Source organism: Streptomyces roseofulvus, from assembly GCF_039534915.1.
GTDB classification, from domain to species: Bacteria; Actinomycetota; Actinomycetes; order Streptomycetales; family Streptomycetaceae; genus Streptomyces; species Streptomyces roseofulvus.
The window spans coordinates 4,894,217-4,913,651 of the sequence record NZ_BAAAWE010000001.1; the positions used below are offsets into that span (position 1 = coordinate 4,894,217).

The window sequence follows — 19,435 nt, forward strand, 5'->3', positions numbered from 1 at the left end:
GCAGCAGACTCGCATGTTGCGTGCGAGCTCGCAACTAGCGATGTGGAGGGGTCTCCATCGATTCGACACGATTGCGTGCCCGAAAGCACGTAATTCCGTGCGCGCAAGCACGCTAGAGTGAGGGGCCCGGAGGGTGGGGATGATGAGGGAGCGGTAAAGCATGAACAGTCAAGGGCTCGACGAGTTCGCCGGCTGGGTCGAAGACCTGATGAGACGGCGCGGATACGACATCGACAGCCCGCGCGGCGGCGGCAAGTCCCGGATCGCCGACGAGGCCGGGGTCCACCGGGCCGCGGTGACCCGTCTGCTCCAGCGGCAGAGCATGCCCGACCTGGAGACCATGCGCAGGATCGCGCCGCTCCTCGGCGTCTCCGTCCGGGACATGCTGATCCGCTCCGGCCGGGTCACCCCCGAGGAACTCCCCCTCGCGGCGGACCTGCTCCCGCCGACCGACTGGCAGCCCACCATGGAGGACTTCGCCCGCTGGCTCGGCGTCCCCGACGAGCGCATGGGCGTCTTCGTCAAGGTGGTCAGCCAGTTCCTGGAGCCCGACGCGGCCCCCGAGACGGAAGACCCCCGCGCCGAGCCCCGCCGCACCGCCCGCGACTGACCGTCGCCGGGCCCGGCCCCGCGCGCGCCGCGCCCGTCCCGCCCCGGCCCCGCCGGGGCGCCGTGCGTGCGGTGGACAGCGGGCCGTCCGTGTGCTTCACGGGGTGGTGCGGTGCGCCCGCCGGGCCGTCCGGAGGGGGTCGGCCGCGGGGGCCCCAAGATCCATCGGGCCCCGCCCCGGCGGCGGGGGGCCTTTTCTTTTGACCGCAGTCCGTGCGATAGGTACGCTCATGCCTTGTGCCTGGGGTGTGCCTGGGCTCCTGTGCGTGTCCACAACCGCACGGTGAGTCCAAGACCGGCCACCGTGATCCGCGCCCATTCCGCACTCAGCGGAGGCCCGCCGGATCCGACACGCCCGACCGCGTGGGTCGGAGAATGTTCCAGGTTAGTAGTACTTACGGCACACAGAAACCGGAGAAGTAGTGCCTACGATCCAGCAGCTGGTCCGGAAGGGCCGGCAGGACAAGGTCGAGAAGAACAAGACGCCCGCTCTCGAGGGTTCGCCCCAGCGCCGTGGCGTCTGCACGCGTGTGTTCACGACCACCCCGAAGAAGCCGAACTCGGCCCTCCGTAAGGTCGCGCGTGTGCGTCTGACCAGCGGCATCGAGGTCACGGCCTACATCCCGGGTGAGGGACACAACCTGCAGGAGCACTCCATCGTGCTCGTGCGTGGTGGCCGTGTGAAGGACCTGCCTGGTGTTCGTTACAAGATCATCCGCGGCTCCCTCGACACCCAGGGTGTCAAGAACCGCAAGCAGGCCCGCAGCCGCTACGGCGCCAAGAAGGAGAAGTAAGAATGCCTCGTAAGGGCCCCGCCCCGAAGCGCCCGGTCATCATCGACCCGGTCTACGGTTCTCCTCTTGTCACGTCGCTGATCAACAAGATCCTGCTCGACGGCAAGCGCTCCACCGCTGAGCGCATCGTCTACGGCGCCATGGAGGGCCTCCGCGAGAAGACCGGTGCTGACCCGGTCGTCACGCTGAAGCGCGCCCTCGAGAACGTCAAGCCGGCTCTCGAGGTCAAGTCCCGCCGTGTCGGTGGCGCCACCTACCAGGTGCCGATCGAGGTCAAGCCCGGTCGTGCCTCCACCCTCGCGCTGCGCTGGCTCGTCGGTTACTCCCGCGCCCGCCGCGAGAAGACCATGACCGAGCGCCTCATGAACGAGCTCCTGGACGCCTCGAACGGCCTGGGTGCTTCGGTCAAGAAGCGCGAGGACACGCACAAGATGGCCGAGTCCAACAAGGCCTTCGCGCACTACCGCTGGTAGTCGCAACCCCCATCGAGACCGAGAGAAGACTGAAGCCTTATGGCTACCACTTCGCTTGACCTGGCCAAGGTGCGCAACATCGGCATCATGGCCCACATCGACGCGGGCAAGACGACCACCACCGAGCGGATCCTGTTCTACACCGGCGTTTCGTACAAGATCGGTGAGGTCCACGACGGCGCTGCCACGATGGACTGGATGGAGCAGGAGCAGGAGCGTGGCATCACGATCACGTCCGCTGCCACCACCTGCCACTGGCCGCTCGAGAACGTCGACCACACGATCAACATCATCGACACGCCGGGCCACGTCGACTTCACCGTCGAGGTGGAGCGTTCCCTGCGCGTGCTCGACGGTGCCGTGACCGTGTTCGACGGCGTGGCCGGTGTCGAGCCCCAGTCCGAGACCGTCTGGCGTCAGGCGGACCGCTACGGCGTTCCGCGTATCTGCTTCGTCAACAAGCTCGACCGCACGGGTGCCGACTTCTTCCGCTGCGTCGAGATGATCGTGGGCCGCCTCGGCGCCACCCCGATCGTCATGCAGCTCCCGATCGGTGCCGAGGCCGACTTCCAGGGCGTCATCGACCTCGTGAAGATGAAGGCCCTCGTCTGGTCCGCCGAGGCGACCAAGGGCGAGATGTACGACGTCGTCGACATCCCGGCCGACAAGCAGGAGCTCGCCGACGAGTGGCGCGCCAAGCTCGTCGAGGCCGTCGCCGAGAACGACGAGGAGCTCATGGAGCTCTTCCTCGAGGGCGAGGAGCCCACCGAGGAGCAGCTCTACACCGCGATCCGTCGCATCACCATCGCCTCCGGCAAGGGCGGCGACACCACGGTCACCCCGGTGTTCTGTGGCACCGCGTTCAAGAACAAGGGCGTCCAGCCCCTGCTCGACGCCGTCGTCCGCTACCTGCCGTCGCCCCTCGACGTCGAGGCCATCGAGGGCCAGGACGTCAAGGACGCCGAGGTCGTCGTCAAGCGCAAGCCGTCCGACGACGAGCCGCTGGCCGCCCTCGCGTTCAAGATCGCGAGCGACCCGCACCTCGGCAAGCTCACCTTCGTCCGGATCTACTCCGGTCGCCTGGAGGCCGGCACCGCGGTGCTGAACTCCGTCAAGGGCAAGAAGGAGCGCATCGGCAAGATCTACCGCATGCACGCGAACAAGCGTGAGGAGATCGACTCGGTGGGCGCCGGCGACATCGTCGCCGTCATGGGCCTGAAGCAGACCACCACCGGTGAGACGCTGTGCGACGAGAAGAACCCGGTCATCCTGGAGTCCATGGACTTCCCGGCGCCGGTCATCCAGGTCGCGATCGAGCCCAAGTCCAAGGGTGACCAGGAGAAGCTGGGTGTCGCCATCCAGCGTCTCGCGGAGGAGGACCCCTCCTTCCAGGTCCACTCGGACGAGGAGACCGGCCAGACCATCATCGGTGGTATGGGTGAGCTCCACCTCGACATCCTCGTCGACCGCATGCGTCGCGAGTTCAAGGTCGAGGCCAACGTCGGCAAGCCGCAGGTGGCCTACCGCGAGACGATCCGCAAGGCCGTCGAGCGCGTCGACTACACGCACAAGAAGCAGACCGGTGGTACGGGTCAGTTCGCCAAGGTCCAGATCGGCATCGAGCCGATCGAGGGCGGCGAGGCCTCGTACGAGTTCGTGAACAAGGTCACCGGTGGCCGCATCCCCAAGGAGTACATCCCCTCGGTGGACGCGGGTGCGCAGGAGGCCATGCAGTTCGGCATCCTCGCCGGCTACGAGATGACCGGCGTCCGCGTCATCCTGCACGACGGTGCGTACCACGAGGTCGACTCCTCCGAGCTCGCCTTCAAGATCGCCGGCTCGCAGGCCTTCAAGGAGGCCGCGCGCAAGGCTTCTCCCGTGCTCCTTGAGCCGATGATGGCCGTCGAGGTCACCACGCCCGAGGACTACATGGGTGAGGTCATCGGCGACATCAACTCCCGCCGTGGCCAGATCCAGGCCATGGAGGAGCGGGCCGGTGCCCGCGTCGTGAAGGGCCTCGTGCCCCTCTCGGAGATGTTCGGCTACGTCGGCGACCTGCGCAGCAAGACGTCCGGCCGTGCCAGCTACTCCATGCAGTTCGACTCCTACGCCGAGGTTCCGCGGAACGTCGCCGAGGAGATCATCGCGAAGGCCAAGGGCGAGTAACGCAACCGCGTTCAACGCACCGCGTTCACACGCTTTAGGCTTGACACCGACCGGTGGGGGGCCGTCCCGAGAGGGATACCCCCTGCCGGGCGGCACCCCAGCAAAGATCACCTGGCGCCGATGAAGCAAGGCGTTCAGAACCACTCCACAGGAGGACCCCAGTGGCGAAGGCGAAGTTCGAGCGGACTAAGCCGCACGTCAACATCGGCACCATCGGTCACATCGACCACGGTAAGACGACCCTCACGGCCGCCATTACCAAGGTGCTGCACGACGCGTACCCGGACCTGAACGAGGCCTCGGCCTTCGACCAGATCGACAAGGCTCCCGAGGAGCGCCAGCGCGGTATCACGATCTCGATCGCGCACGTCGAGTACCAGACCGAGTCGCGTCACTACGCCCACGTCGACTGCCCCGGTCACGCGGACTACATCAAGAACATGATCACGGGTGCCGCGCAGATGGACGGCGCCATCCTCGTGGTCGCCGCCACCGACGGCCCGATGCCGCAGACCAAGGAGCACGTGCTCCTGGCCCGCCAGGTCGGCGTTCCGTACATCGTCGTCGCCCTGAACAAGGCCGACATGGTGGACGACGAGGAGATCCTGGAGCTCGTCGAGCTCGAGGTCCGTGAGCTCCTCTCCGAGTACGAGTTCCCGGGCGACGACCTGCCGGTCGTCCGCGTCTCCGCGCTCAAGGCCCTCGAGGGCGACAAGGAGTGGGGCGAGAAGCTCCTCGGCCTCATGAAGGCCGTGGACGAGTCCATCCCGCAGCCCGAGCGTGACGTCGACAAGCCGTTCCTGATGCCGATCGAGGACGTCTTCACGATCACCGGTCGTGGCACCGTCGTCACCGGTCGTATCGAGCGTGGTGTCCTCAAGGTCAACGAGACCGTCGACATCATCGGCATCAAGACCGAGAAGACCACCACCACGGTCACCGGCATCGAGATGTTCCGCAAGCTCCTCGACGAGGGCCAGGCCGGTGAGAACGTCGGTCTGCTCCTCCGTGGCATCAAGCGCGAGGACGTCGAGCGCGGCCAGGTCATCATCAAGCCGGGCTCGGTCACGCCGCACACCTCCTTCGAGGCCCAGGCGTACATCCTGTCGAAGGACGAGGGTGGCCGTCACACCCCGTTCTTCAACAACTACCGCCCGCAGTTCTACTTCCGTACCACGGACGTGACCGGCGTCGTGACCCTCCCCGAGGGCACCGAGATGGTCATGCCGGGCGACAACACCTCCATGTCCGTCGAGCTGATCCAGCCCGTCGCCATGGAGGAGGGCCTCAAGTTCGCCATCCGTGAGGGTGGCCGGACCGTCGGCGCCGGCCAGGTCGTCAAGATCAACGCCTGATCTTGAACTGACCTGGTAGCTCGCACGAGCTGCTAGCAGTGAGGGAAGGCCCCGCACCGAAAGGTGCGGGGCCTTCTCGCGTTCCCGGTGACGGGTGACCGGTGACCGGCGGCCGGTCACCGGCGGCCGGCGACCGCTACGGCCGCCAGGACCAGAGCCGCCCGTCCGGGCCGAGCCCCACCACCGTCACCCCGCGGACGCCCGCGTGGAGCGCGGTGGACACCGCCGGAGGCCCCTGCACACGGGTCCGCAGCCGGCCGCCGGCCCGCACGCACGGCCGCCCCGCGGTGTCGGTCCCCAGCAGCACCGTGCCCAGCGCCGCAGAGTGGACCGCCCGTACCTCCCCGAAGCCGTCGAGACCCGCGTCCGCCCCGTCCGGGCCCGTCAGCCGCGCCGAGGCCGGCGCCCGGTGGTAGAGCCCGCCGTCCGCGCTCGCCACCGTCGAACCCGACGGCGGCAGCGCCCCCGGCGCCTCCCGCCCGTCCACCCAGTGCCGTACGGACCCGGCGCCCGCCGCGTACACGTGCGTCCGGCCGGCCCGGTCCAGCGAGACGGCAAGACCGTCCTGCACCACCGCGTCCCCCGGCAGCGCCCGCCACGGCCCCCAGCCGCCGTCCGGCTCACGGACCCGCTCGGCGACGCCCCGCGCCGCGTTCCGCACGTACAGCCGCACCCGGCCGTCCGGAGCCGCCACCGCCACCGGGGCGCCCAGCCGGCGGCTGCGGTCCGCGCCCCGGTCCGGGGCGCCCAGTCCGCGCCAGGCCAGGAACGGGCCGCCGGGGGAGCGCTGTTCGAGCAGGACCACCTCCCGCCGGTTCGGGCCGCCCCGCCCCTCCAGGGCCGCGAACCGCACCCCGAAGAGCAGCACCCGCCCGTCCGGGAGCACCGCCGTGCCCAGTGCCGGCGCGAGCGGCCCGCCGCCCAGGTCCTCCGGCTCGCCCCACATCCCCGGGGAGGTCTCCCGGCGGCGCACCGCGCGCAGCCCCAGCACCCCGTACGCGGCGAGCCGCCCGTCCGGCTCCTCGGCGAGCGCGAGTCCCGGGCCCGGCCAGCGGCGGTGGGTGGAGCGGACCCAGCCCTTGCGGTTGGTCAGCGGACGGTCGCCGCCGACGCCGTAGTCGCCGCAGCCGGACGGGTTGCCGCACTCCCAGGACGGGTCGCCGCCGTACGGCACCAGCCGGGCCGCCTTCCCCGCCAGCACGGCGGGCGGCAGGTTCTTCGGCCAGTGCCGGTTGTAGTAGCCGCGGAAGGCGGTCGCCGTGAAGACCGGGACCGGCGCCCCGGCGCGCGTCTCCTCCGCCACCCAGCGGACCAGCGCCGCCCAGCCGAAACAGGCCGCCGCCGTGTGGTCCCCGTGGTCCGAGTAGCCCGGCTGCTCGGAGTTCCGGCGGCGGGTCGCCTCGTCGCCGGGCTGGACGTCCGGGTCCGGGTCGAGGGTGTGCACCACCGTGGGCCGGTAGCGGCGCAGCAGCCCGGTCAGGGCCGCCACCAGGCCGTCGTGGTCGTACGGCCCCGGCCGCGTCACCGGCGAGCCCGCCGAGCGGTGCGCGGAGAGCTCCAGGGCCCGGTCCTCCCAGAGCGCGGGCAGCGCCATGTACCGGCGCGGGGTGTGCATCGGCAGGTCCAGGAAGACCAGCTCCACCCGGCGGCCGCCGTGCGCGAGGACCGCCCGCTCGGCCGTCCGGCCGCCGCCCAGCGCCAGCGCCTCCCGCCGCCACGGCGTGAACAGCGGCAGCCCGAGCGCCGCCGCGTAGCTCTGCCGCAGGCCCTGGCGGCGGGCGGAGGAGTACGCGGCCCGGTCCGGCGGCGTCCTCGGCATGCCCGCGACCCGGTTGACGCCGGTGTGCTCGCCGGCGGTCACGTACACGGAGACGAGCGGCACCCCGGCGTCGAGCAGCCGCTGCCCGTCCGGGTTCATGAAGTACAGGTCGTCGTCGGGGTGCGCGACGATCTGGAGCAGCAGCGCCCGCCCCGGCTCCCCGCCCGCGAAGGGCTTGCCCGGCGCCGGATCCGCGGCCGGCGAGGCCCGGCGGGCGGCTGGCACGGGCACGGAACAGCCCGATGCCAGGGCCGCGCCCACGGCGGTGGCCAGGAGCGTACGGCGGGACGGTATGTGCACGGCGGTGGCCCTTCCCCCGGAGGTCGTCCCTGGCTAGACGGCCGGCGGGGTGCCGGGGTTGCCCGCGGGCCGGCGGCCGGGGCCTTCCCCCGCGGGCGGAGGCCGGAATACTCTCTCCAAGATCTTTCCGGCGGGATGTCGAAGGGCCGCGCCCCGGCTCCGACCGTAGGGTGACAGCGCGCCGACGGGGCGCGCGGGTACGGGGAGGACACCCGGCATGAAGTACGTCGCGATGATCTACGGCAACCAGGCCAAGTGGGACGCGTTCCCGGCCGAGGCGTGGCCGGAGGCGATCGCCCGCCAGGAGGCGTTCAACCGGAAGTACCGGGAGACCGGCGAGCTGCTCGGCGCCTACGGGCTCGCCGACGCCGCCGCCGCGATGCTGGTCCGCCGGGAGGGCGGCGCCCCGGCCGTCACCGACGGCCCCTACCTGGAGACCAAGGAGTACCTGGCCAGCTTCTACCTGCTGGACTGCGAGTCCCTGGAGCGCGCCCAGGCGATCGCCGCGGACATGCCCTTCGCGGACGTGGACCCGGTGGAGCTGTGGCCGGTGCTGCACGAGTCCGCGGCGGACGTGTGAGCGAGCCCGCCGGCGTCGAGGAGCTGCTGCGGGCGAGCGCCCCACGGGTCCTCGGCGCGCTCGTCCGCCGCCACGGCGACTTCTACGGCTGCGAGGACGCCGTCCAGGAGGCGCTGATCGCGGCGGCCCGGCAGTGGCCGGAGCAGGGGGTGCCCGAGCGCCCGGGCGGCTGGCTGCTGGCCGTCGCCCACCGCAAGTACGTCGACCAGGTGCGCAGCGAGGCCGCGCGCCGGCGCCGGGAGGACACGGTCGCGCTGGCCACCCCGGCGGCGGAGCTGCTCGCGCCCGCCGCCGACGAGGCGGGGGAGGAGGCGGACGACTCGCTGGCGCTGCTCTTCCTCTGCTGCCACCGGGACCTGTCGCCGCCGAGCCGGATCGCGCTGACCCTGCGTGCGGTCGGCGGTCTCACCACGGCGCAGATCGCGGCGGCCTTCCTGGTGCCGGAGGCGACGATGGCGCAGCGGATCAGCCGCGCCAAGCAGACCGTCCGGGCGGCCGGGGACGCCCTCACGCTGCCGGAGGGCGAGGACCGCACCGCCCGCCTGGCCGAGGTCCGGCACGTGCTGTACCTGGTCTTCAACGAGGGGTACACGGCGAGCGGCGGCGCGGAGCTGACCGCGCCCGAGCTGTCGTCGGAGGCGATCCGGCTGGCCCGGCTGCTGCGCCGGCTCGTGCCGGAGGACACCGAGACGGCGGGTCTGCTGGCGCTGATGCTGCTCACCGACGCCCGCCGCCCGGCCCGCACGGGTCCGCACGGCGAGCTGGTGCCGCTGGCGGAGCAGGACCGGACCCGCTGGGACGCGGCGCTGATCGCGGAGGGCGTGGCCCTGATCAGCGCCACCCTGCCGAAGGGCCGGGTCGGGCCGTACCAGATCCAGGCGGCGATCGCGGCGGTGCACGACGAGGCGGAGTCGGCGGAGGCGACCGACTGGCCGCAGATCCTCGCCCTGTACGACCTTCTGGAGCAGGCCGGCCCGAACCCGATGGTGTCCCTGAACCGGGCGGTGGCGGTGGCCATGGTGGACGGCCCGCGGGCCGGTCTCGCGCTGCTGGACGAGCTAGCCGCCGACAAGCGGCTGGCCCGCCACCACCGGCTGCTCGCCACCCGCGCCCACCTGCTGGAGCTGGCCGGCGAGCCGGAGGCCGCGGCGGGGGCGTACCGGGAGGCGGCGCGGCGGACGACGAGCGCACCGGAGCGGCGGCACCTGTCGGAGCGGGGCCGGCGGCTGGGCTGAACGGGCCTGCGGGGCCGGTGCCGGGGGTGTGTACGGGGAACCCGCGCGCCCCCTGCGTGTACCCGTACGTGACGTGGGGTACAGTCTTCGACCCCGATTGGCGGCCCGGACGCCCGGTATGGCAGACTAGCGGGGTTGCTCGGTTGAGTGCCGATGCTGCGCGCCTCCCGCCGGGAGGACCGGAAGCGAGTCCCACAGTACTCGTCGCCCCTTCTCAGGGGCGGACGTACGGGAATCTTCCGGGAAGCGTCAGCGGGGTACCAGCCAGGCGCCCGGTGGGTGTTCACCCCCGCTCCGCGGTCTTCGGCCCGCACCCCCTTGGTTGGGAAATCCTTCGGGAATTCTTCGTAGAGGGAGTGCGACACGCCCGACCGCGTGGGTCGGAGGAGGGACGCAAACCGACCGGGTTCCAGGGCGTTAACAAAGAGACAGGACTACGAAGTAGCCATGGCGGGACAGAAGATCCGCATCCGGCTCAAGGCCTACGACCACGAGGTCATCGACTCCTCGGCGAAGAAGATCGTCGAGACGGTGACGCGCACTGGTGCGTCGGTCGCGGGCCCGGTGCCGCTGCCCACTGAGAAGAACGTGTACTGCGTCATCAAGTCGCCGCACAAGTACAAGGACTCGCGCGAGCACTTCGAGATGCGCACGCACAAGCGCCTCATCGACATCCTCGACCCCACGCCGAAGACGGTTGACTCGCTGATGCGTCTCGACCTTCCGGCTGGCGTCGACATCGAGATCAAGCTCTGAGGTGACGCGCGAGATGGCTAAGAACATCAAGGGCATCCTGGGCGAGAAGCTCGGCATGACGCAGGTCTGGGACGAGAACAACCGGGTCGTCCCGGTGACCGTCGTCAAGGCCGGCCCGAATGTCGTGACCCAGGTGCGTACGAACGACGTCGACGGCTACGAGTCGGTCCAGATCGCCTTCGGCGAGATCGACCCGCGCAAGGTGAACAAGCCCCTCAAGGGCCACTTCGCCAAGGCCGACGTCACCCCGCGCCGTCACCTTGTCGAGATCCGTACCGCTGACGCCAGCGAGTACACCCTCGGCCAGGAGATCACCGCCGAGGTCTTCGAGGCGGGCATCAAGGTCGACGTGACCGGCAAGAGCAAGGGCAAGGGCTTCGCCGGTGCCATGAAGCGCCACAACTTCCGTGGTGGCAAGGCTTCCCACGGTGCCCACCGCGTGCACCGCAAGCCCGGTTCGATCGGTGGCTGCGCCACCCCGGGCCGCGTCTTCAAGGGCATGCGCATGGCCGGCCGCATGGGCAACGAGCGCGTGACCACCCAGAACCTGACCGTTCACGCCGTTGACGCGGAGAAGGGCCTGCTGCTCATCAAGGGCGCGGTTCCTGGTCCGAACGGCGGCCTCGTCCTGGTCCGCACCGCGGCCAAGGGGGCCTGAGGATATGAGCACCATTGACATTCTGTCGCCTGCCGGCGACAAGGCGGGGACCATCGAGCTCCCGGCCGAGATCTTCGACGCCAAGATCAGCGTCCCGCTGATCCACCAGGTCGTCGTCGCGCAGCTTGCGGCTGCCCGCCAGGGCACCCACAAGACCAAGACGCGTGGCGAGGTCCGCGGTGGTGGCAAGAAGCCGTACCGCCAGAAGGGCACCGGCCGCGCCCGCCAGGGTTCGACCCGCGCCCCGCAGTTCGCCGGTGGTGGCGTCGTGCACGGTCCCGTGCCGCGTGACTACTCGCAGCGGACCCCCAAGAAGATGAAGGCCGCCGCCCTCCGCGGTGCCCTCTCCGACCGGGCGAACCACTCCCGCATCCACGTCGTCTCCGGCGTGGTCGAGGGTGCCGTCTCCACCAAGGCCGCCAAGACGCTGTTCGGCAAGATCTCGGAGCGCAAGAACCTGCTCCTGGTCGCCGAGCGTGCCGACGAGGCCGCGTGGCTGTCCGCCCGCAACCTGCCCCAGGTGCACATCCTGGAGCCGGGCCAGCTGAACACGTACGACGTGATGCGATCCGACGACGTGGTCTTCACCCAGGCCGCCTTCGAGTCCTTCGTGTCTGGCCCCAAGGCCGACGACAACGAGGGGAACGACGCCTGATGGCCGAGATCACCAGCAAGACCTTCACGGACCCGCGCGACGTCCTCGTCAAGCCGGTTGTCTCCGAGAAGAGCTACGCGCTGCTCGACGAGAACAAGTACACGTTCATCGTCGCGCCGGGCGCCAACAAGACCCAGATCAAGCAGGCCGTCGAGGCGGTCTTCTCGGTCAAGGTCACCGGGGTCAACACGATCAACCGCCAGGGCAAGCGCAAGCGCACCCGCACCGGTTTCGGCAAGCGCGCCAACACCAAGCGCGCCATCGTGACCCTCGCCGAGGGCAACCGAATCGACATCTTCGGCGGCCCGACCGCCTGACGGCGGTCGAGTCGTCCGATATCGGACGAGGACTGAGAAATGGGTATCCGCAAGTACAAGCCGACTACGCCGGGCCGTCGTGGCTCCTCCGTAGCCGACTTCGTCGAGATCACGCGGTCCACGCCGGAGAAGTCGCTGGTCCGCCCCCTGCACAGCAAGGGCGGCCGTAACAACACCGGTCGTGTGACCGTCCGTCACCAGGGCGGTGGCCACAAGCGCGCCTACCGCGTGATCGACTTCCGTCGTCACGACAAGGACGGCGTGCCGGCCAAGGTCGCTCACATCGAGTACGACCCCAACCGCACCGCGCGTATCGCGCTGCTCCACTACGCGGACGGCGAGAAGCGCTACATCATCGCTCCCAAGGGTCTGACGCAGGGTGACCGCGTCGAGAACGGCCCGGGCGCGGACATCAAGCCCGGCAACAACCTGGCCCTCCGCAACATCCCGGTCGGTACCACGATCCACGCGATCGAGCTCCGTCCCGGCGGTGGCGCCAAGTTCGCCCGTTCCGCGGGTGCCTCCGTGCAGCTGCTTGCGAAGGAGGGCACCATGGCCCACCTCCGCATGCCGTCCGGCGAGATCCGTCTGGTCGACGCCCGCTGCCGCGCCACCATCGGCGAGGTCGGCAACGCCGAGCAGTCGAACATCAACTGGGGTAAGGCCGGCCGCAAGCGCTGGCTGGGCGTCCGCCCGACCGTTCGCGGTGTGGCGATGAACCCGGTTGACCACCCGCACGGTGGTGGTGAGGGCAAGACCTCCGGTGGTCGCCACCCGGTCTCCCCGTGGGGTCAGAAGGAGGGTCGTACTCGTTCGCCGAAGAAGGCTTCGAACAAGTACATCGTCCGCCGCCGCAAGACGAACAAGAAGCGCTAGGAGCGGGTTTAGATGCCGCGCAGTCTCAAGAAGGGACCCTTCGTCGACGGCCACCTCATCAAGAAGGTGGACGCTCAGAACGAGGCCGGTACCAAGAACGTCATCAAGACCTGGTCCCGTCGCTCCATGATCATCCCGGCGATGCTCGGGCACACGATCGCGGTGCACAACGGCAAGACCCACGTCCCGGTGTTCGTCACCGAGTCGATGGTCGGGCACAAGCTCGGCGAGTTCTCGCCGACGCGTACCTTCCGGGGTCACGTCAAGGAAGACCGGAAGTCGAAGCGCCGCTAGTAGCGGATCGCATTCAGACACGTAAGTAACTGAGAGGGACAACCATGGAAGCCAGGGCCCAGGCGCGGTACATCCGCGTCACGCCCATGAAGGCCCGCCGCGTGGTGGACCTGATCCGTGGCATGGATGCCACGGAGGCTCAGGCTGTTCTGCGATTCGCTCCGCAGGCAGCCTCCGTGCCGGTCGGCAAGGTGCTCGACAGCGCCATTGCCAACGCCGCGCACAACTACGACCACACGGACGCCTCTTCGCTGTACATCAGCGAGGCGTTCGTCGACGAGGGTCCGACCCTGAAGCGGTTCCGTCCGCGTGCCCAGGGCCGTGCCTACCGGATCCGCAAGCGGACCAGCCACATCACCGTGGTCGTCAGCAGCAAGGAAGGAACCCGGTAATGGGCCAGAAGGTTAACCCGCATGGGTTCCGGCTCGGCATCACCACGGACTTCAAGTCCCGCTGGTACGCCGACAAGCTGTACAAGGACTACGTCAAGGAAGACGTCGCCATCCGTCGGATGCTGACGTCCGGCATGGAGCGCGCCGGCATCTCGAAGGTTGAGATCGAGCGCACCCGCGACCGCGTCCGCGTGGACATCCACACCGCTCGTCCGGGCATTGTCATCGGTCGCCGTGGCGCCGAGGCCGACAAGATCCGCGGCCAGCTGGAGAAGCTGACCGGCAAGCAGGTCCAGCTGAACATCCTCGAGGTCAAGAACCCCGAGGTCGACGCTCAGCTCGTGGCCCAGGCCGTCGCCGAGCAGCTCTCCTCCCGCGTCTCCTTCCGTCGGGCCATGCGCAAGAGCATGCAGTCCGCCATGAAGGCCGGCGCCAAGGGCATCAAGATCCAGTGTGGTGGCCGTCTCGGCGGCGCCGAGATGTCCCGCTCGGAGTTCTACCGCGAGGGTCGTGTGCCGCTGCACACGCTCCGCGCGAACGTCGAGTACGGCTTCTTCGAGGCCAAGACGACCTTCGGCCGCATCGGCGTGAAGGTCTGGATCTACAAGGGCGACGTCAAGAACATCGCCGAGGTCCGCGCCGAGAACGCCGCCGCCCGCGCCGGCAACCGTCCGGCCCGTGGCGGTGCTGACCGCCCGGCCGGCCGCGGTGGCCGCGGTGGCGAGCGTGGCGGTCGCGGTCGCAAGCCGCAGCAGGCTCCCGCTGCCGAGGCCCCCAAGGCCGAGGCCGCCGCCGCTCCGGCTGCCGAGAGCACCGGAACGGAGGCCTGACCGAAATGCTGATCCCCCGTAGGGTCAAGCACCGCAAGCAGCACCACCCGAAGCGCAATGGCATGTCCAAGGGTGGCACGCAGGTTGCGTTCGGCGAGTACGGCATTCAGGCCCTCACCCCGGCCTACGTGACCAACCGCCAGATCGAGGCCGCGCGTATCGCGATGACCCGCCACATCAAGCGTGGCGGCAAGGTCTGGATCAACATCTACCCGGACCGTCCGCTCACGAAGAAGCCTGCCGAGACCCGCATGGGTTCCGGTAAGGGTTCGCCGGAGTGGTGGATCGCGAACGTCAAGCCCGGTCGGGTGATGTTCGAGCTGTCCTACCCGAACGAGAAGATCGCGCGTGAGGCTCTGACTCGTGCGGCTCACAAGCTGCCGATGAAGTGCAAGATCGTTAAGCGCGAGGCAGGTGAGCTGTGATGTCGGCCGGTACCAAGGCGTCCGAGCTGCGCGAGCTGGGCAACGAGGAGCTTGTGGCCAAGCTCCGCGAGGCCAAGGAAGAGCTGTTCAACCTCCGCTTCCAGGCGGCGACGGGTCAGCTCGAGAACCACGGCCGTCTGCGGGCGGTCCGTAAGGACATCGCCCGGATCTACACCCTCATGCGTGAGCGTGAGCTCGGCATTGAGACGGTGGAGAACGCCTGATGAGCGAGAGCAACGTGACTGAGAAGACCGAGCGCAACGCTCGCAAGGTCCGCGAGGGCCTGGTCGTCAGCGACAAGATGGACAAGACCGTCGTCGTCGCCGTCGAGGACCGCGTCAAGCACGCGCTGTACGGCAAGGTCATCCGCCGTACGAACAAGCTCAAGGCTCACGACGAGCAGAACGCTGCCGGCATCGGCGACCGCGTCCTCCTGATGGAGACCCGGAAGCTGTCGTCGACGAAGCACTGGCGCGTCGTCGAGATCCTCGAGAAGGCCAAGTAATCCCTCCTAGGGGGACCCCCTAGGAACAGTTCCGCCAGGCTCGGCAGGGGCACTCCGGTGCCCCTGCCGGGAACCGGCAGACAATCAGGAGATAGACGTGATCCAGCAGGAGTCGCGACTTCGCGTCGCCGACAACACTGGTGCCAAGGAGATCCTTTGCATCCGTGTTCTCGGTGGTTCGGGTCGCCGCTACGCGGGCATCGGTGACGTCATCGTCGCCACCGTCAAGGACGCGATCCCCGGTGGCAACGTGAAGAAGGGTGACGTCGTCAAGGCGGTCATCGTTCGCACCGTCAAGGAGCGCCGCCGCCAGGACGGCTCGTACATCCGCTTCGACGAGAACGCCGCCGTCATTCTGAAGAACGACGGCGACCCTCGTGGCACCCGTATCTTCGGCCCGGTCGGCCGTGAGCTGCGCGAGAAGAAGTTCATGAAGATCATCTCGCTCGCGCCGGAGGTGCTGTAAGCATGAAGATCAAGAAGGGCGACCTGGTCCAGGTCATCACCGGCAAGGACAAGGGCAAGCAGGGCAAGGTCATCGCGGCCATGCCGGCTGAGAACCGCGTCCTGGTCGAGGGTGTCAACCGGGTCAAGAAGCACACCAAGGCCGGCCCGAACCAGGCCGGTGGCATCGTGACGACCGAGGCTCCGGTCCACGTCTCCAACGTCCAGCTGGTCGTGGAGAAGGACGGCAAGAAGGTCGTCACGCGTGTGGGTTACCGCTTCGACGACGAGGGCAACAAGATCCGCGTTGCCAAGCGGACGGGTGAGGACATCTGATGGCTACCACCACTCCGCGTCTCAAGACGAAGTACCGCGAGGAGATCGCGGGCAAGCTGCGTGACGAGTTCAAGTACGAGAACGTCATGCAGATCCCCGGCCTCGTGAAGATCGTGGTCAACATGGGTGTCGGCGACGCCGCCCGTGACTCGAAGCTGATCGAGGGCGCGATCCGCGACCTCACCACGATCACCGGTCAGAAGCCGGCCGTCACCAAGGCCCGCAAGTCCATCGCGCAGTTCAAGCTGCGTGAGGGCCAGCCGATCGGTGCCCACGTCACGCTCCGTGGCGACCGCATGTGGGAGTTCCTGGACCGCACCCTGTCGCTCGCGCTGCCGCGCATCCGCGACTTCCGCGGCCTGTCCCCGAAGCAGTTCGACGGCCGTGGCAACTACACCTTCGGTCTCACGGAGCAGGTCATGTTCCACGAGATCGACCAGGACAAGATCGACCGTGTCCGGGGTATGGACATCACCGTGGTCACCACGGCGACCAACGACGACGAGGGCCGTGCCCTTCTGCGTCACCTCGGCTTCCCGTTCAAGGAGGCGTAAGCGAGATGGCGAAGAAGGCTCTCATCGCGAAGGCTGCCCGTAAGCCCAAGTTCGGTGTGCGTGCGTACACCCGCTGCCAGCGCTGCGGTCGCCCCCACTCCGTGTACCGCAAGTTCGGCCTGTGCCGCGTGTGCCTCCGTGAGATGGCTCACCGTGGCGAGCTGCCGGGCGTGACCAAGAGCTCCTGGTAATTCCCCTTCGCCCTTTGGGCGTTGGCGAATGACCGGAGTCTCTCGGTAGGCATTGGGTTGGCGGACTCCCGGTCCCGCATGGCTTAGGCTAGTGGGGTTGGGCGTCCGCCGCCCGTACGACTTACTACGCCGTAGGTCCACCGCACCGCACCCGCCCCGTCTCGGATCGGGGAGAGGGATGGTGCACCAGGAAACCCCGGCGAGAGAGGCCGAAGGCCAATTCATGACCATGACTGATCCGATCGCAGACATGCTCACGCGTCTGCGTAACGCGAACTCGGCGTACCACGACACCGTGACGATGCCGCACAGCAAGATCAAGTCGCACATCGCGGAAATCCTCCAGCAGGAGGGCTTCATCACCGGCTGGAAGGTCGAGGACGCCGAGGTCGGCAAGAACCTCGTCATCGACCTCAAGTTCGGTCCGAACCGTGAGCGCTCCATCGCGGGCATCAAGCGGATCTCGAAGCCGGGCCTCCGGGTTTACGCGAAGTCCACCAACCTGCCGAAGGTCCTCGGCGGCCTGGGCGTGGCGATCATCTCCACGTCCCACGGTCTCCTGACCGGCCAGCAGGCGCAGAAGAAGGGCGTGGGTGGGGAAGTCCTCGCCTACGTCTGGTAGTCGGGAACGGAGGAATAGCAATGTCGCGAATCGGCAAGCTCCCCATCACGGTTCCCGCCGGCGTGGACGTCACCATCGAGGGCCGCACGGTCACGGTGAAGGGTTCCAAGGGCACCCTGACCCACACCGTCGCCGCGCCGATCGAGATCGTTAAGGGCGAGGACGGCGTTCTGAACGTCACCCGTCCGAACGACGAGCGTCAGAACAAGGCCCTCCACGGCCTGTCCCGCACGCTGGTGGCCAACATGATCACCGGTGTGACCCAGGGGTACGTCAAGGCGCTCGAGATCAGCGGTGTCGGTTACCGCGTGGCCGCGAAGGGCTCCGACCTGGAGTTCCAGCTCGGCTACAGCCACCCGATCCTGGTGGAGGCCCCCGAGGGGATCTCCTTCAAGGTCGAGTCGCCGACCAAGTTCTCGGTCGAGGGCATCGACAAGCAGAAGGTCGGCGAGGTCGCCGCGAACATCCGCAAGCTGCGGAAGCCCGACCCGTACAAGGCCAAGGGCGTCAAGTACGCGGGCGAGGTCATCCGCCGCAAGGTCGGAAAGGCTGGTAAGTAAGCCATGGCATACGGTGTCAAGATCGCCAAGGGCGACGCTTACAAGCGCGCCGCGAAGGCGCGCCGTCACCTGCGCATCCGCAAGAACGTGTCGGGTACGGCGGAGCGTCCGCGTCTCGTCGTGACGCGCACGAACCGCGGTATCACCGCGCAGGTCATCGACGACCTCAAGGGTCACACCCTGGCGTCGGCGTCCCACCTGGACGCCTCCGTCCGCGGTGGCGAGGGCTCCAAGTCCTCGCAGGCCCAGCAGGTCGGCGCCCTGGTCGCCGAGCGCGCCAAGGCCGCCGGTGTCGAGGCCGTCGTGTTCGACCGTGGTGGCAACAGGTACGCCGGGCGCATTGCCGCTCTGGCTGACGCCGCCCGCGAAGCCGGGCTGAAGTTCTAAGCCCCGGTTCCGGGACTAACGGACGTAACAGAGAGAGGTATTCCAATGGCTGGACCCCAGCGCCGCGGTAGCGGTGCCGGTGGCGGCGAGCGGCGGGACCGGAAGGGCCGCGACGGTGGCGCTGCCGCCGCCGAGAAGACCGCGTACGTTGAGCGCGTAGTCGCGATCAACCGCGTCGCCAAGGTTGTCAAGGGTGGTCGTCGCTTCAGCTTCACCGCGCTGGTCGTGGTGGGCGACGGTGACGGCACCGTGGGTGTCGGTTACGGCAAGGCCAAGGAGGTGCCGGCCGCCATCGCCAAGGGTGTGGAGGAGGCCAAGAAGCACTTCTTCAAGGTCCCCCGTATCCAGGGCACCATCCCCCACCCCATCCAGGGTGAGAAGGCCGCGGGCGTCGTCCTGCTCAAGCCGGCTTCCCCCGGTACCGGTGTTATCGCCGGTGGCCCGGTGCGCGCCGTTCTCGAGTGCGCCGGCGTTCACGACATCCTGTCGAAGTCGCTCGGCTCCGACAACGCGATCAACATCGTGCACGCGACCGTGGAGGCCCTGAAGGGCCTGCAGCGTCCCGAGGAGATCGCGGCTCGCCGTGGTCTGCCGCTCGAGGACGTCGCCCCCGCGGCTCTGCTTCGTGCGCGTGCGGGAGCGGGTGCGTAATGGCTCGCCTCAAGATCACGCAGACGAAGTCGTACATCGGCAGCAAGCAGAACCACCGCGACACGCTGCGTTCGCTCGGGCTCAAGCGCCTGAACGACGTGGTCGTCAAGGAGGACCGTCCCGAGTTCCGCGGCATGGTGCACACCGTCCGCCACCTCGTGACGGTTGAGGAGGTCGACTGATCATGGCGGAGAACAACCCGCTCAAGATCCACAACCTCCGTCCCGCCCCGGGCGCCAAGACCGCCAAGACCCGTGTGGGTCGTGGTGAGGCGTCGAAGGGTAAGACGGCCGGTCGTGGTACCAAGGGCACCAAGGCCCGCTACCAGGTTCCGGAGCGCTTCGAGGGTGGGCAGATGCCCCTCCACATGCGTCTCCCGAAGCTCAAGGGCTTCAAGAACCCGTTCCGCACCGAGTACCAGGTCGTGAACCTGGACAAGCTGGCCGCGCTCTACCCGCAGGGTGGCGAGGTCACGGTGGCCGACCTGGTCGCCAAGGGTGCGGTTCGTAAGAACCAGCTCGTCAAGGTGCTCGGCACCGGCGAGGTCTCCGTGGCGCTGCAGGTGACGGTCGACGCCGTCTCCGGCTCCGCCAAGGAGAAGATCGCCGCCGCCGGCGGCACCGTCACCGAGCTCGTCTGAGACGACTCGAT

Annotated in this window: 29 protein-coding genes; 28 read left to right on the forward strand and 1 reads right to left on the reverse strand. The window is 68.7% G+C overall.

The genetic code is table 11. The features are described from left to right. The first annotated feature begins 160 nt into the window (after window positions 1–160). From ABFY03_RS22675 to tuf, 5 genes are all read left to right on the forward strand, one after another. A complete protein-coding gene (locus tag ABFY03_RS22675) occupies window positions 161–610 on the forward strand; it encodes a helix-turn-helix transcriptional regulator (RefSeq protein WP_319010208.1) in 450 nt (149 codons plus the stop codon). A 421-nt stretch (window positions 611–1,031) separates the two neighbouring features. After that, the gene (gene rpsL, locus ABFY03_RS22680) at window positions 1,032–1,403 is read left to right on the forward strand and encodes a 30S ribosomal protein S12 (protein ID WP_003948652.1); all 372 of its coding nucleotides are present in this window, start codon (window positions 1,032–1,034) and stop codon (window positions 1,401–1,403) included. Between the two features lie 2 nt (window positions 1,404–1,405). Then, on the forward strand, window positions 1,406–1,876 hold the full coding sequence (gene rpsG / locus ABFY03_RS22685; RefSeq protein ID WP_030494244.1) for a 30S ribosomal protein S7: 471 nt from the start codon (window positions 1,406–1,408) through the stop codon (window positions 1,874–1,876). Between the two features lie 39 nt (window positions 1,877–1,915). Next, a complete protein-coding gene (gene fusA / locus ABFY03_RS22690; RefSeq protein WP_319010207.1) occupies window positions 1,916–4,042 on the forward strand; it encodes an elongation factor G in 2,127 nt (708 codons plus the stop codon). Window positions 4,043–4,203: 161 nt separating this feature from the next. Further along, complete coding sequence (gene tuf / locus ABFY03_RS22695; RefSeq protein WP_031012088.1) at window positions 4,204–5,397, forward strand: elongation factor Tu; 1,194 nt, start codon at window positions 4,204–4,206, stop codon at window positions 5,395–5,397. A gap of 136 nt (window positions 5,398–5,533) precedes the next feature. Here tuf and ABFY03_RS22700 read toward each other — a convergent pair whose 3' ends face one another. Then, complete coding sequence (locus tag ABFY03_RS22700; RefSeq protein ID WP_346170728.1) at window positions 5,534–7,447, reverse strand: PIG-L family deacetylase; 1,914 nt, start codon at window positions 7,445–7,447, stop codon at window positions 5,534–5,536. 286 nt (window positions 7,448–7,733) lie between these two features. Between ABFY03_RS22700 and ABFY03_RS22705 the strand changes: the two genes are divergently transcribed. From ABFY03_RS22705 to rplO, 23 genes are all read left to right on the forward strand, one after another. Continuing rightward, window positions 7,734–8,096, forward strand: a complete 363-nt coding sequence (locus ABFY03_RS22705) for a YciI family protein (RefSeq protein WP_319010206.1) — start codon at window positions 7,734–7,736, stop codon at window positions 8,094–8,096. Next, complete coding sequence (locus ABFY03_RS22710; RefSeq protein WP_346170729.1) at window positions 8,093–9,331, forward strand: RNA polymerase sigma factor; 1,239 nt, start codon at window positions 8,093–8,095, stop codon at window positions 9,329–9,331. Before ABFY03_RS22705 ends, ABFY03_RS22710 begins: the two co-directional genes overlap by 4 nt. 447 nt (window positions 9,332–9,778) lie before the next feature. After that, window positions 9,779–10,087, forward strand: a complete 309-nt coding sequence (rpsJ, locus tag ABFY03_RS22715) for a 30S ribosomal protein S10 (protein ID WP_003948644.1) — start codon at window positions 9,779–9,781, stop codon at window positions 10,085–10,087. Between the two features lie 13 nt (window positions 10,088–10,100). Next, window positions 10,101–10,745, forward strand: coding sequence for a 50S ribosomal protein L3 (rplC, locus tag ABFY03_RS22720; protein ID WP_031012092.1), 645 nt, complete (start codon window positions 10,101–10,103; stop codon window positions 10,743–10,745). 4 nt (window positions 10,746–10,749) lie between these two features. Further along, the gene (gene rplD, locus ABFY03_RS22725) at window positions 10,750–11,400 is read left to right on the forward strand and encodes a 50S ribosomal protein L4 (protein ID WP_319010204.1); all 651 of its coding nucleotides are present in this window, start codon (window positions 10,750–10,752) and stop codon (window positions 11,398–11,400) included. Further along, window positions 11,400–11,717 carry a 50S ribosomal protein L23 gene (rplW, locus tag ABFY03_RS22730; RefSeq protein ID WP_030494253.1) on the forward strand — a complete coding sequence of 106 codons (318 nt, stop codon included), beginning with the start codon at window positions 11,400–11,402 and terminating at the stop codon, window positions 11,715–11,717. The genes rplD and rplW overlap by 1 nt, the downstream gene beginning before the upstream one ends. Before the next feature lie 39 nt (window positions 11,718–11,756). After that, window positions 11,757–12,593, forward strand: a complete 837-nt coding sequence (rplB, locus tag ABFY03_RS22735; RefSeq protein ID WP_030494254.1) for a 50S ribosomal protein L2 — start codon at window positions 11,757–11,759, stop codon at window positions 12,591–12,593. Between the two features lie 12 nt (window positions 12,594–12,605). Beyond that, complete coding sequence (rpsS, locus tag ABFY03_RS22740) at window positions 12,606–12,887, forward strand: 30S ribosomal protein S19 (protein ID WP_030759378.1); 282 nt, start codon at window positions 12,606–12,608, stop codon at window positions 12,885–12,887. A gap of 44 nt (window positions 12,888–12,931) precedes the next feature. Further along, a complete protein-coding gene (rplV, locus tag ABFY03_RS22745; RefSeq protein ID WP_031012097.1) occupies window positions 12,932–13,279 on the forward strand; it encodes a 50S ribosomal protein L22 in 348 nt (115 codons plus the stop codon). Further along, the gene (rpsC, locus tag ABFY03_RS22750) at window positions 13,279–14,109 is read left to right on the forward strand and encodes a 30S ribosomal protein S3 (protein WP_030759375.1); all 831 of its coding nucleotides are present in this window, start codon (window positions 13,279–13,281) and stop codon (window positions 14,107–14,109) included. Before rplV ends, rpsC begins: the two co-directional genes overlap by 1 nt. Before the next feature lie 5 nt (window positions 14,110–14,114). Further along, a complete protein-coding gene (gene rplP / locus ABFY03_RS22755; protein WP_030494257.1) occupies window positions 14,115–14,534 on the forward strand; it encodes a 50S ribosomal protein L16 in 420 nt (139 codons plus the stop codon). Beyond that, window positions 14,534–14,758 carry a 50S ribosomal protein L29 gene (rpmC, locus tag ABFY03_RS22760; protein WP_030494258.1) on the forward strand — a complete coding sequence of 75 codons (225 nt, stop codon included), beginning with the start codon at window positions 14,534–14,536 and terminating at the stop codon, window positions 14,756–14,758. Before rplP ends, rpmC begins: the two co-directional genes overlap by 1 nt. Continuing rightward, a complete protein-coding gene (gene rpsQ, locus ABFY03_RS22765) occupies window positions 14,758–15,039 on the forward strand; it encodes a 30S ribosomal protein S17 (protein ID WP_024755411.1) in 282 nt (93 codons plus the stop codon). The genes rpmC and rpsQ overlap by 1 nt, the downstream gene beginning before the upstream one ends. A 97-nt stretch (window positions 15,040–15,136) precedes the next feature. After that, on the forward strand, window positions 15,137–15,505 hold the full coding sequence (gene rplN, locus ABFY03_RS22770; RefSeq protein WP_003956455.1) for a 50S ribosomal protein L14: 369 nt from the start codon (window positions 15,137–15,139) through the stop codon (window positions 15,503–15,505). Window positions 15,506–15,507: 2 nt separating this feature from the next. Further along, the gene (rplX, locus tag ABFY03_RS22775) at window positions 15,508–15,819 is read left to right on the forward strand and encodes a 50S ribosomal protein L24 (protein ID WP_030494259.1); all 312 of its coding nucleotides are present in this window, start codon (window positions 15,508–15,510) and stop codon (window positions 15,817–15,819) included. Then, window positions 15,816–16,373, forward strand: coding sequence for a 50S ribosomal protein L5 (rplE, locus tag ABFY03_RS22780; RefSeq protein ID WP_265864084.1), 558 nt, complete (start codon window positions 15,816–15,818; stop codon window positions 16,371–16,373). Before rplX ends, rplE begins: the two co-directional genes overlap by 4 nt. A 5-nt stretch (window positions 16,374–16,378) precedes the next feature. Next, window positions 16,379–16,564, forward strand: coding sequence for a type Z 30S ribosomal protein S14 (locus tag ABFY03_RS22785; protein WP_003956452.1), 186 nt, complete (start codon window positions 16,379–16,381; stop codon window positions 16,562–16,564). Window positions 16,565–16,787: 223 nt separating this feature from the next. Continuing rightward, the gene (gene rpsH, locus ABFY03_RS22790; RefSeq protein ID WP_031012103.1) at window positions 16,788–17,186 is read left to right on the forward strand and encodes a 30S ribosomal protein S8; all 399 of its coding nucleotides are present in this window, start codon (window positions 16,788–16,790) and stop codon (window positions 17,184–17,186) included. A 20-nt stretch (window positions 17,187–17,206) separates the two neighbouring features. After that, on the forward strand, window positions 17,207–17,746 hold the full coding sequence (rplF, locus tag ABFY03_RS22795) for a 50S ribosomal protein L6 (RefSeq protein WP_031012105.1): 540 nt from the start codon (window positions 17,207–17,209) through the stop codon (window positions 17,744–17,746). A gap of 3 nt (window positions 17,747–17,749) precedes the next feature. Then, window positions 17,750–18,133: a 50S ribosomal protein L18 gene (gene rplR, locus ABFY03_RS22800; protein WP_319010203.1), complete on the forward strand. Its 384-nt coding sequence runs from the start codon at window positions 17,750–17,752 to the stop codon at window positions 18,131–18,133. Between the two features lie 45 nt (window positions 18,134–18,178). Next, complete coding sequence (rpsE, locus tag ABFY03_RS22805; RefSeq protein ID WP_030201551.1) at window positions 18,179–18,784, forward strand: 30S ribosomal protein S5; 606 nt, start codon at window positions 18,179–18,181, stop codon at window positions 18,782–18,784. Next, window positions 18,784–18,966 carry a 50S ribosomal protein L30 gene (gene rpmD, locus ABFY03_RS22810; RefSeq protein ID WP_005313525.1) on the forward strand — a complete coding sequence of 61 codons (183 nt, stop codon included), beginning with the start codon at window positions 18,784–18,786 and terminating at the stop codon, window positions 18,964–18,966. The genes rpsE and rpmD overlap by 1 nt, the downstream gene beginning before the upstream one ends. 2 nt (window positions 18,967–18,968) lie before the next feature. Further along, entirely contained in the window at window positions 18,969–19,424 is a 456-nt protein-coding gene (gene rplO / locus ABFY03_RS22815; protein WP_030494264.1) for a 50S ribosomal protein L15, read from the forward strand. Window positions 19,425–19,435 lie beyond the last annotated feature (11 nt).

What these genes read in the sequence shown, in the direction of transcription:
- ABFY03_RS22675 (WP_319010208.1), top strand. Translation starts at nt 161, where the DNA reads ATGAACAGTCAAGGGCTCGACGAGTTCGCCGGCTGGGTCGAAGACCTG.
- rpsG (WP_030494244.1), top strand. Translation starts at nt 1,406, where the DNA reads ATGCCTCGTAAGGGCCCCGCCCCGAAGCGCCCGGTCATCATCGACCCG.
- fusA (WP_319010207.1), top strand. Translation starts at nt 1,916, where the DNA reads ATGGCTACCACTTCGCTTGACCTGGCCAAGGTGCGCAACATCGGCATC.
- ABFY03_RS22705 (WP_319010206.1), top strand. Translation starts at nt 7,734, where the DNA reads ATGAAGTACGTCGCGATGATCTACGGCAACCAGGCCAAGTGGGACGCG.
- rpsJ (WP_003948644.1), top strand. Translation starts at nt 9,779, where the DNA reads ATGGCGGGACAGAAGATCCGCATCCGGCTCAAGGCCTACGACCACGAG.
- rplC (WP_031012092.1), top strand. Translation starts at nt 10,101, where the DNA reads ATGGCTAAGAACATCAAGGGCATCCTGGGCGAGAAGCTCGGCATGACG.
- rplD (WP_319010204.1), top strand. Translation starts at nt 10,750, where the DNA reads ATGAGCACCATTGACATTCTGTCGCCTGCCGGCGACAAGGCGGGGACC.
- rplW (WP_030494253.1), top strand. Translation starts at nt 11,400, where the DNA reads ATGGCCGAGATCACCAGCAAGACCTTCACGGACCCGCGCGACGTCCTC.
- rplB (WP_030494254.1), top strand. Translation starts at nt 11,757, where the DNA reads ATGGGTATCCGCAAGTACAAGCCGACTACGCCGGGCCGTCGTGGCTCC.
- rpsS (WP_030759378.1), top strand. Translation starts at nt 12,606, where the DNA reads ATGCCGCGCAGTCTCAAGAAGGGACCCTTCGTCGACGGCCACCTCATC.
- rplV (WP_031012097.1), top strand. Translation starts at nt 12,932, where the DNA reads ATGGAAGCCAGGGCCCAGGCGCGGTACATCCGCGTCACGCCCATGAAG.
- rpsC (WP_030759375.1), top strand. Translation starts at nt 13,279, where the DNA reads ATGGGCCAGAAGGTTAACCCGCATGGGTTCCGGCTCGGCATCACCACG.
- rplP (WP_030494257.1), top strand. Translation starts at nt 14,115, where the DNA reads ATGCTGATCCCCCGTAGGGTCAAGCACCGCAAGCAGCACCACCCGAAG.
- rpmC (WP_030494258.1), top strand. Translation starts at nt 14,534, where the DNA reads ATGTCGGCCGGTACCAAGGCGTCCGAGCTGCGCGAGCTGGGCAACGAG.
- rpsQ (WP_024755411.1), top strand. Translation starts at nt 14,758, where the DNA reads ATGAGCGAGAGCAACGTGACTGAGAAGACCGAGCGCAACGCTCGCAAG.
- rplX (WP_030494259.1), top strand. Translation starts at nt 15,508, where the DNA reads ATGAAGATCAAGAAGGGCGACCTGGTCCAGGTCATCACCGGCAAGGAC.
- ABFY03_RS22785 (WP_003956452.1), top strand. Translation starts at nt 16,379, where the DNA reads ATGGCGAAGAAGGCTCTCATCGCGAAGGCTGCCCGTAAGCCCAAGTTC.
- rpsH (WP_031012103.1), top strand. Translation starts at nt 16,788, where the DNA reads ATGACCATGACTGATCCGATCGCAGACATGCTCACGCGTCTGCGTAAC.
- rplF (WP_031012105.1), top strand. Translation starts at nt 17,207, where the DNA reads ATGTCGCGAATCGGCAAGCTCCCCATCACGGTTCCCGCCGGCGTGGAC.
- rplR (WP_319010203.1), top strand. Translation starts at nt 17,750, where the DNA reads ATGGCATACGGTGTCAAGATCGCCAAGGGCGACGCTTACAAGCGCGCC.
- rpsE (WP_030201551.1), top strand. Translation starts at nt 18,179, where the DNA reads ATGGCTGGACCCCAGCGCCGCGGTAGCGGTGCCGGTGGCGGCGAGCGG.
- rpmD (WP_005313525.1), top strand. Translation starts at nt 18,784, where the DNA reads ATGGCTCGCCTCAAGATCACGCAGACGAAGTCGTACATCGGCAGCAAG.
- rplO (WP_030494264.1), top strand. Translation starts at nt 18,969, where the DNA reads ATGGCGGAGAACAACCCGCTCAAGATCCACAACCTCCGTCCCGCCCCG.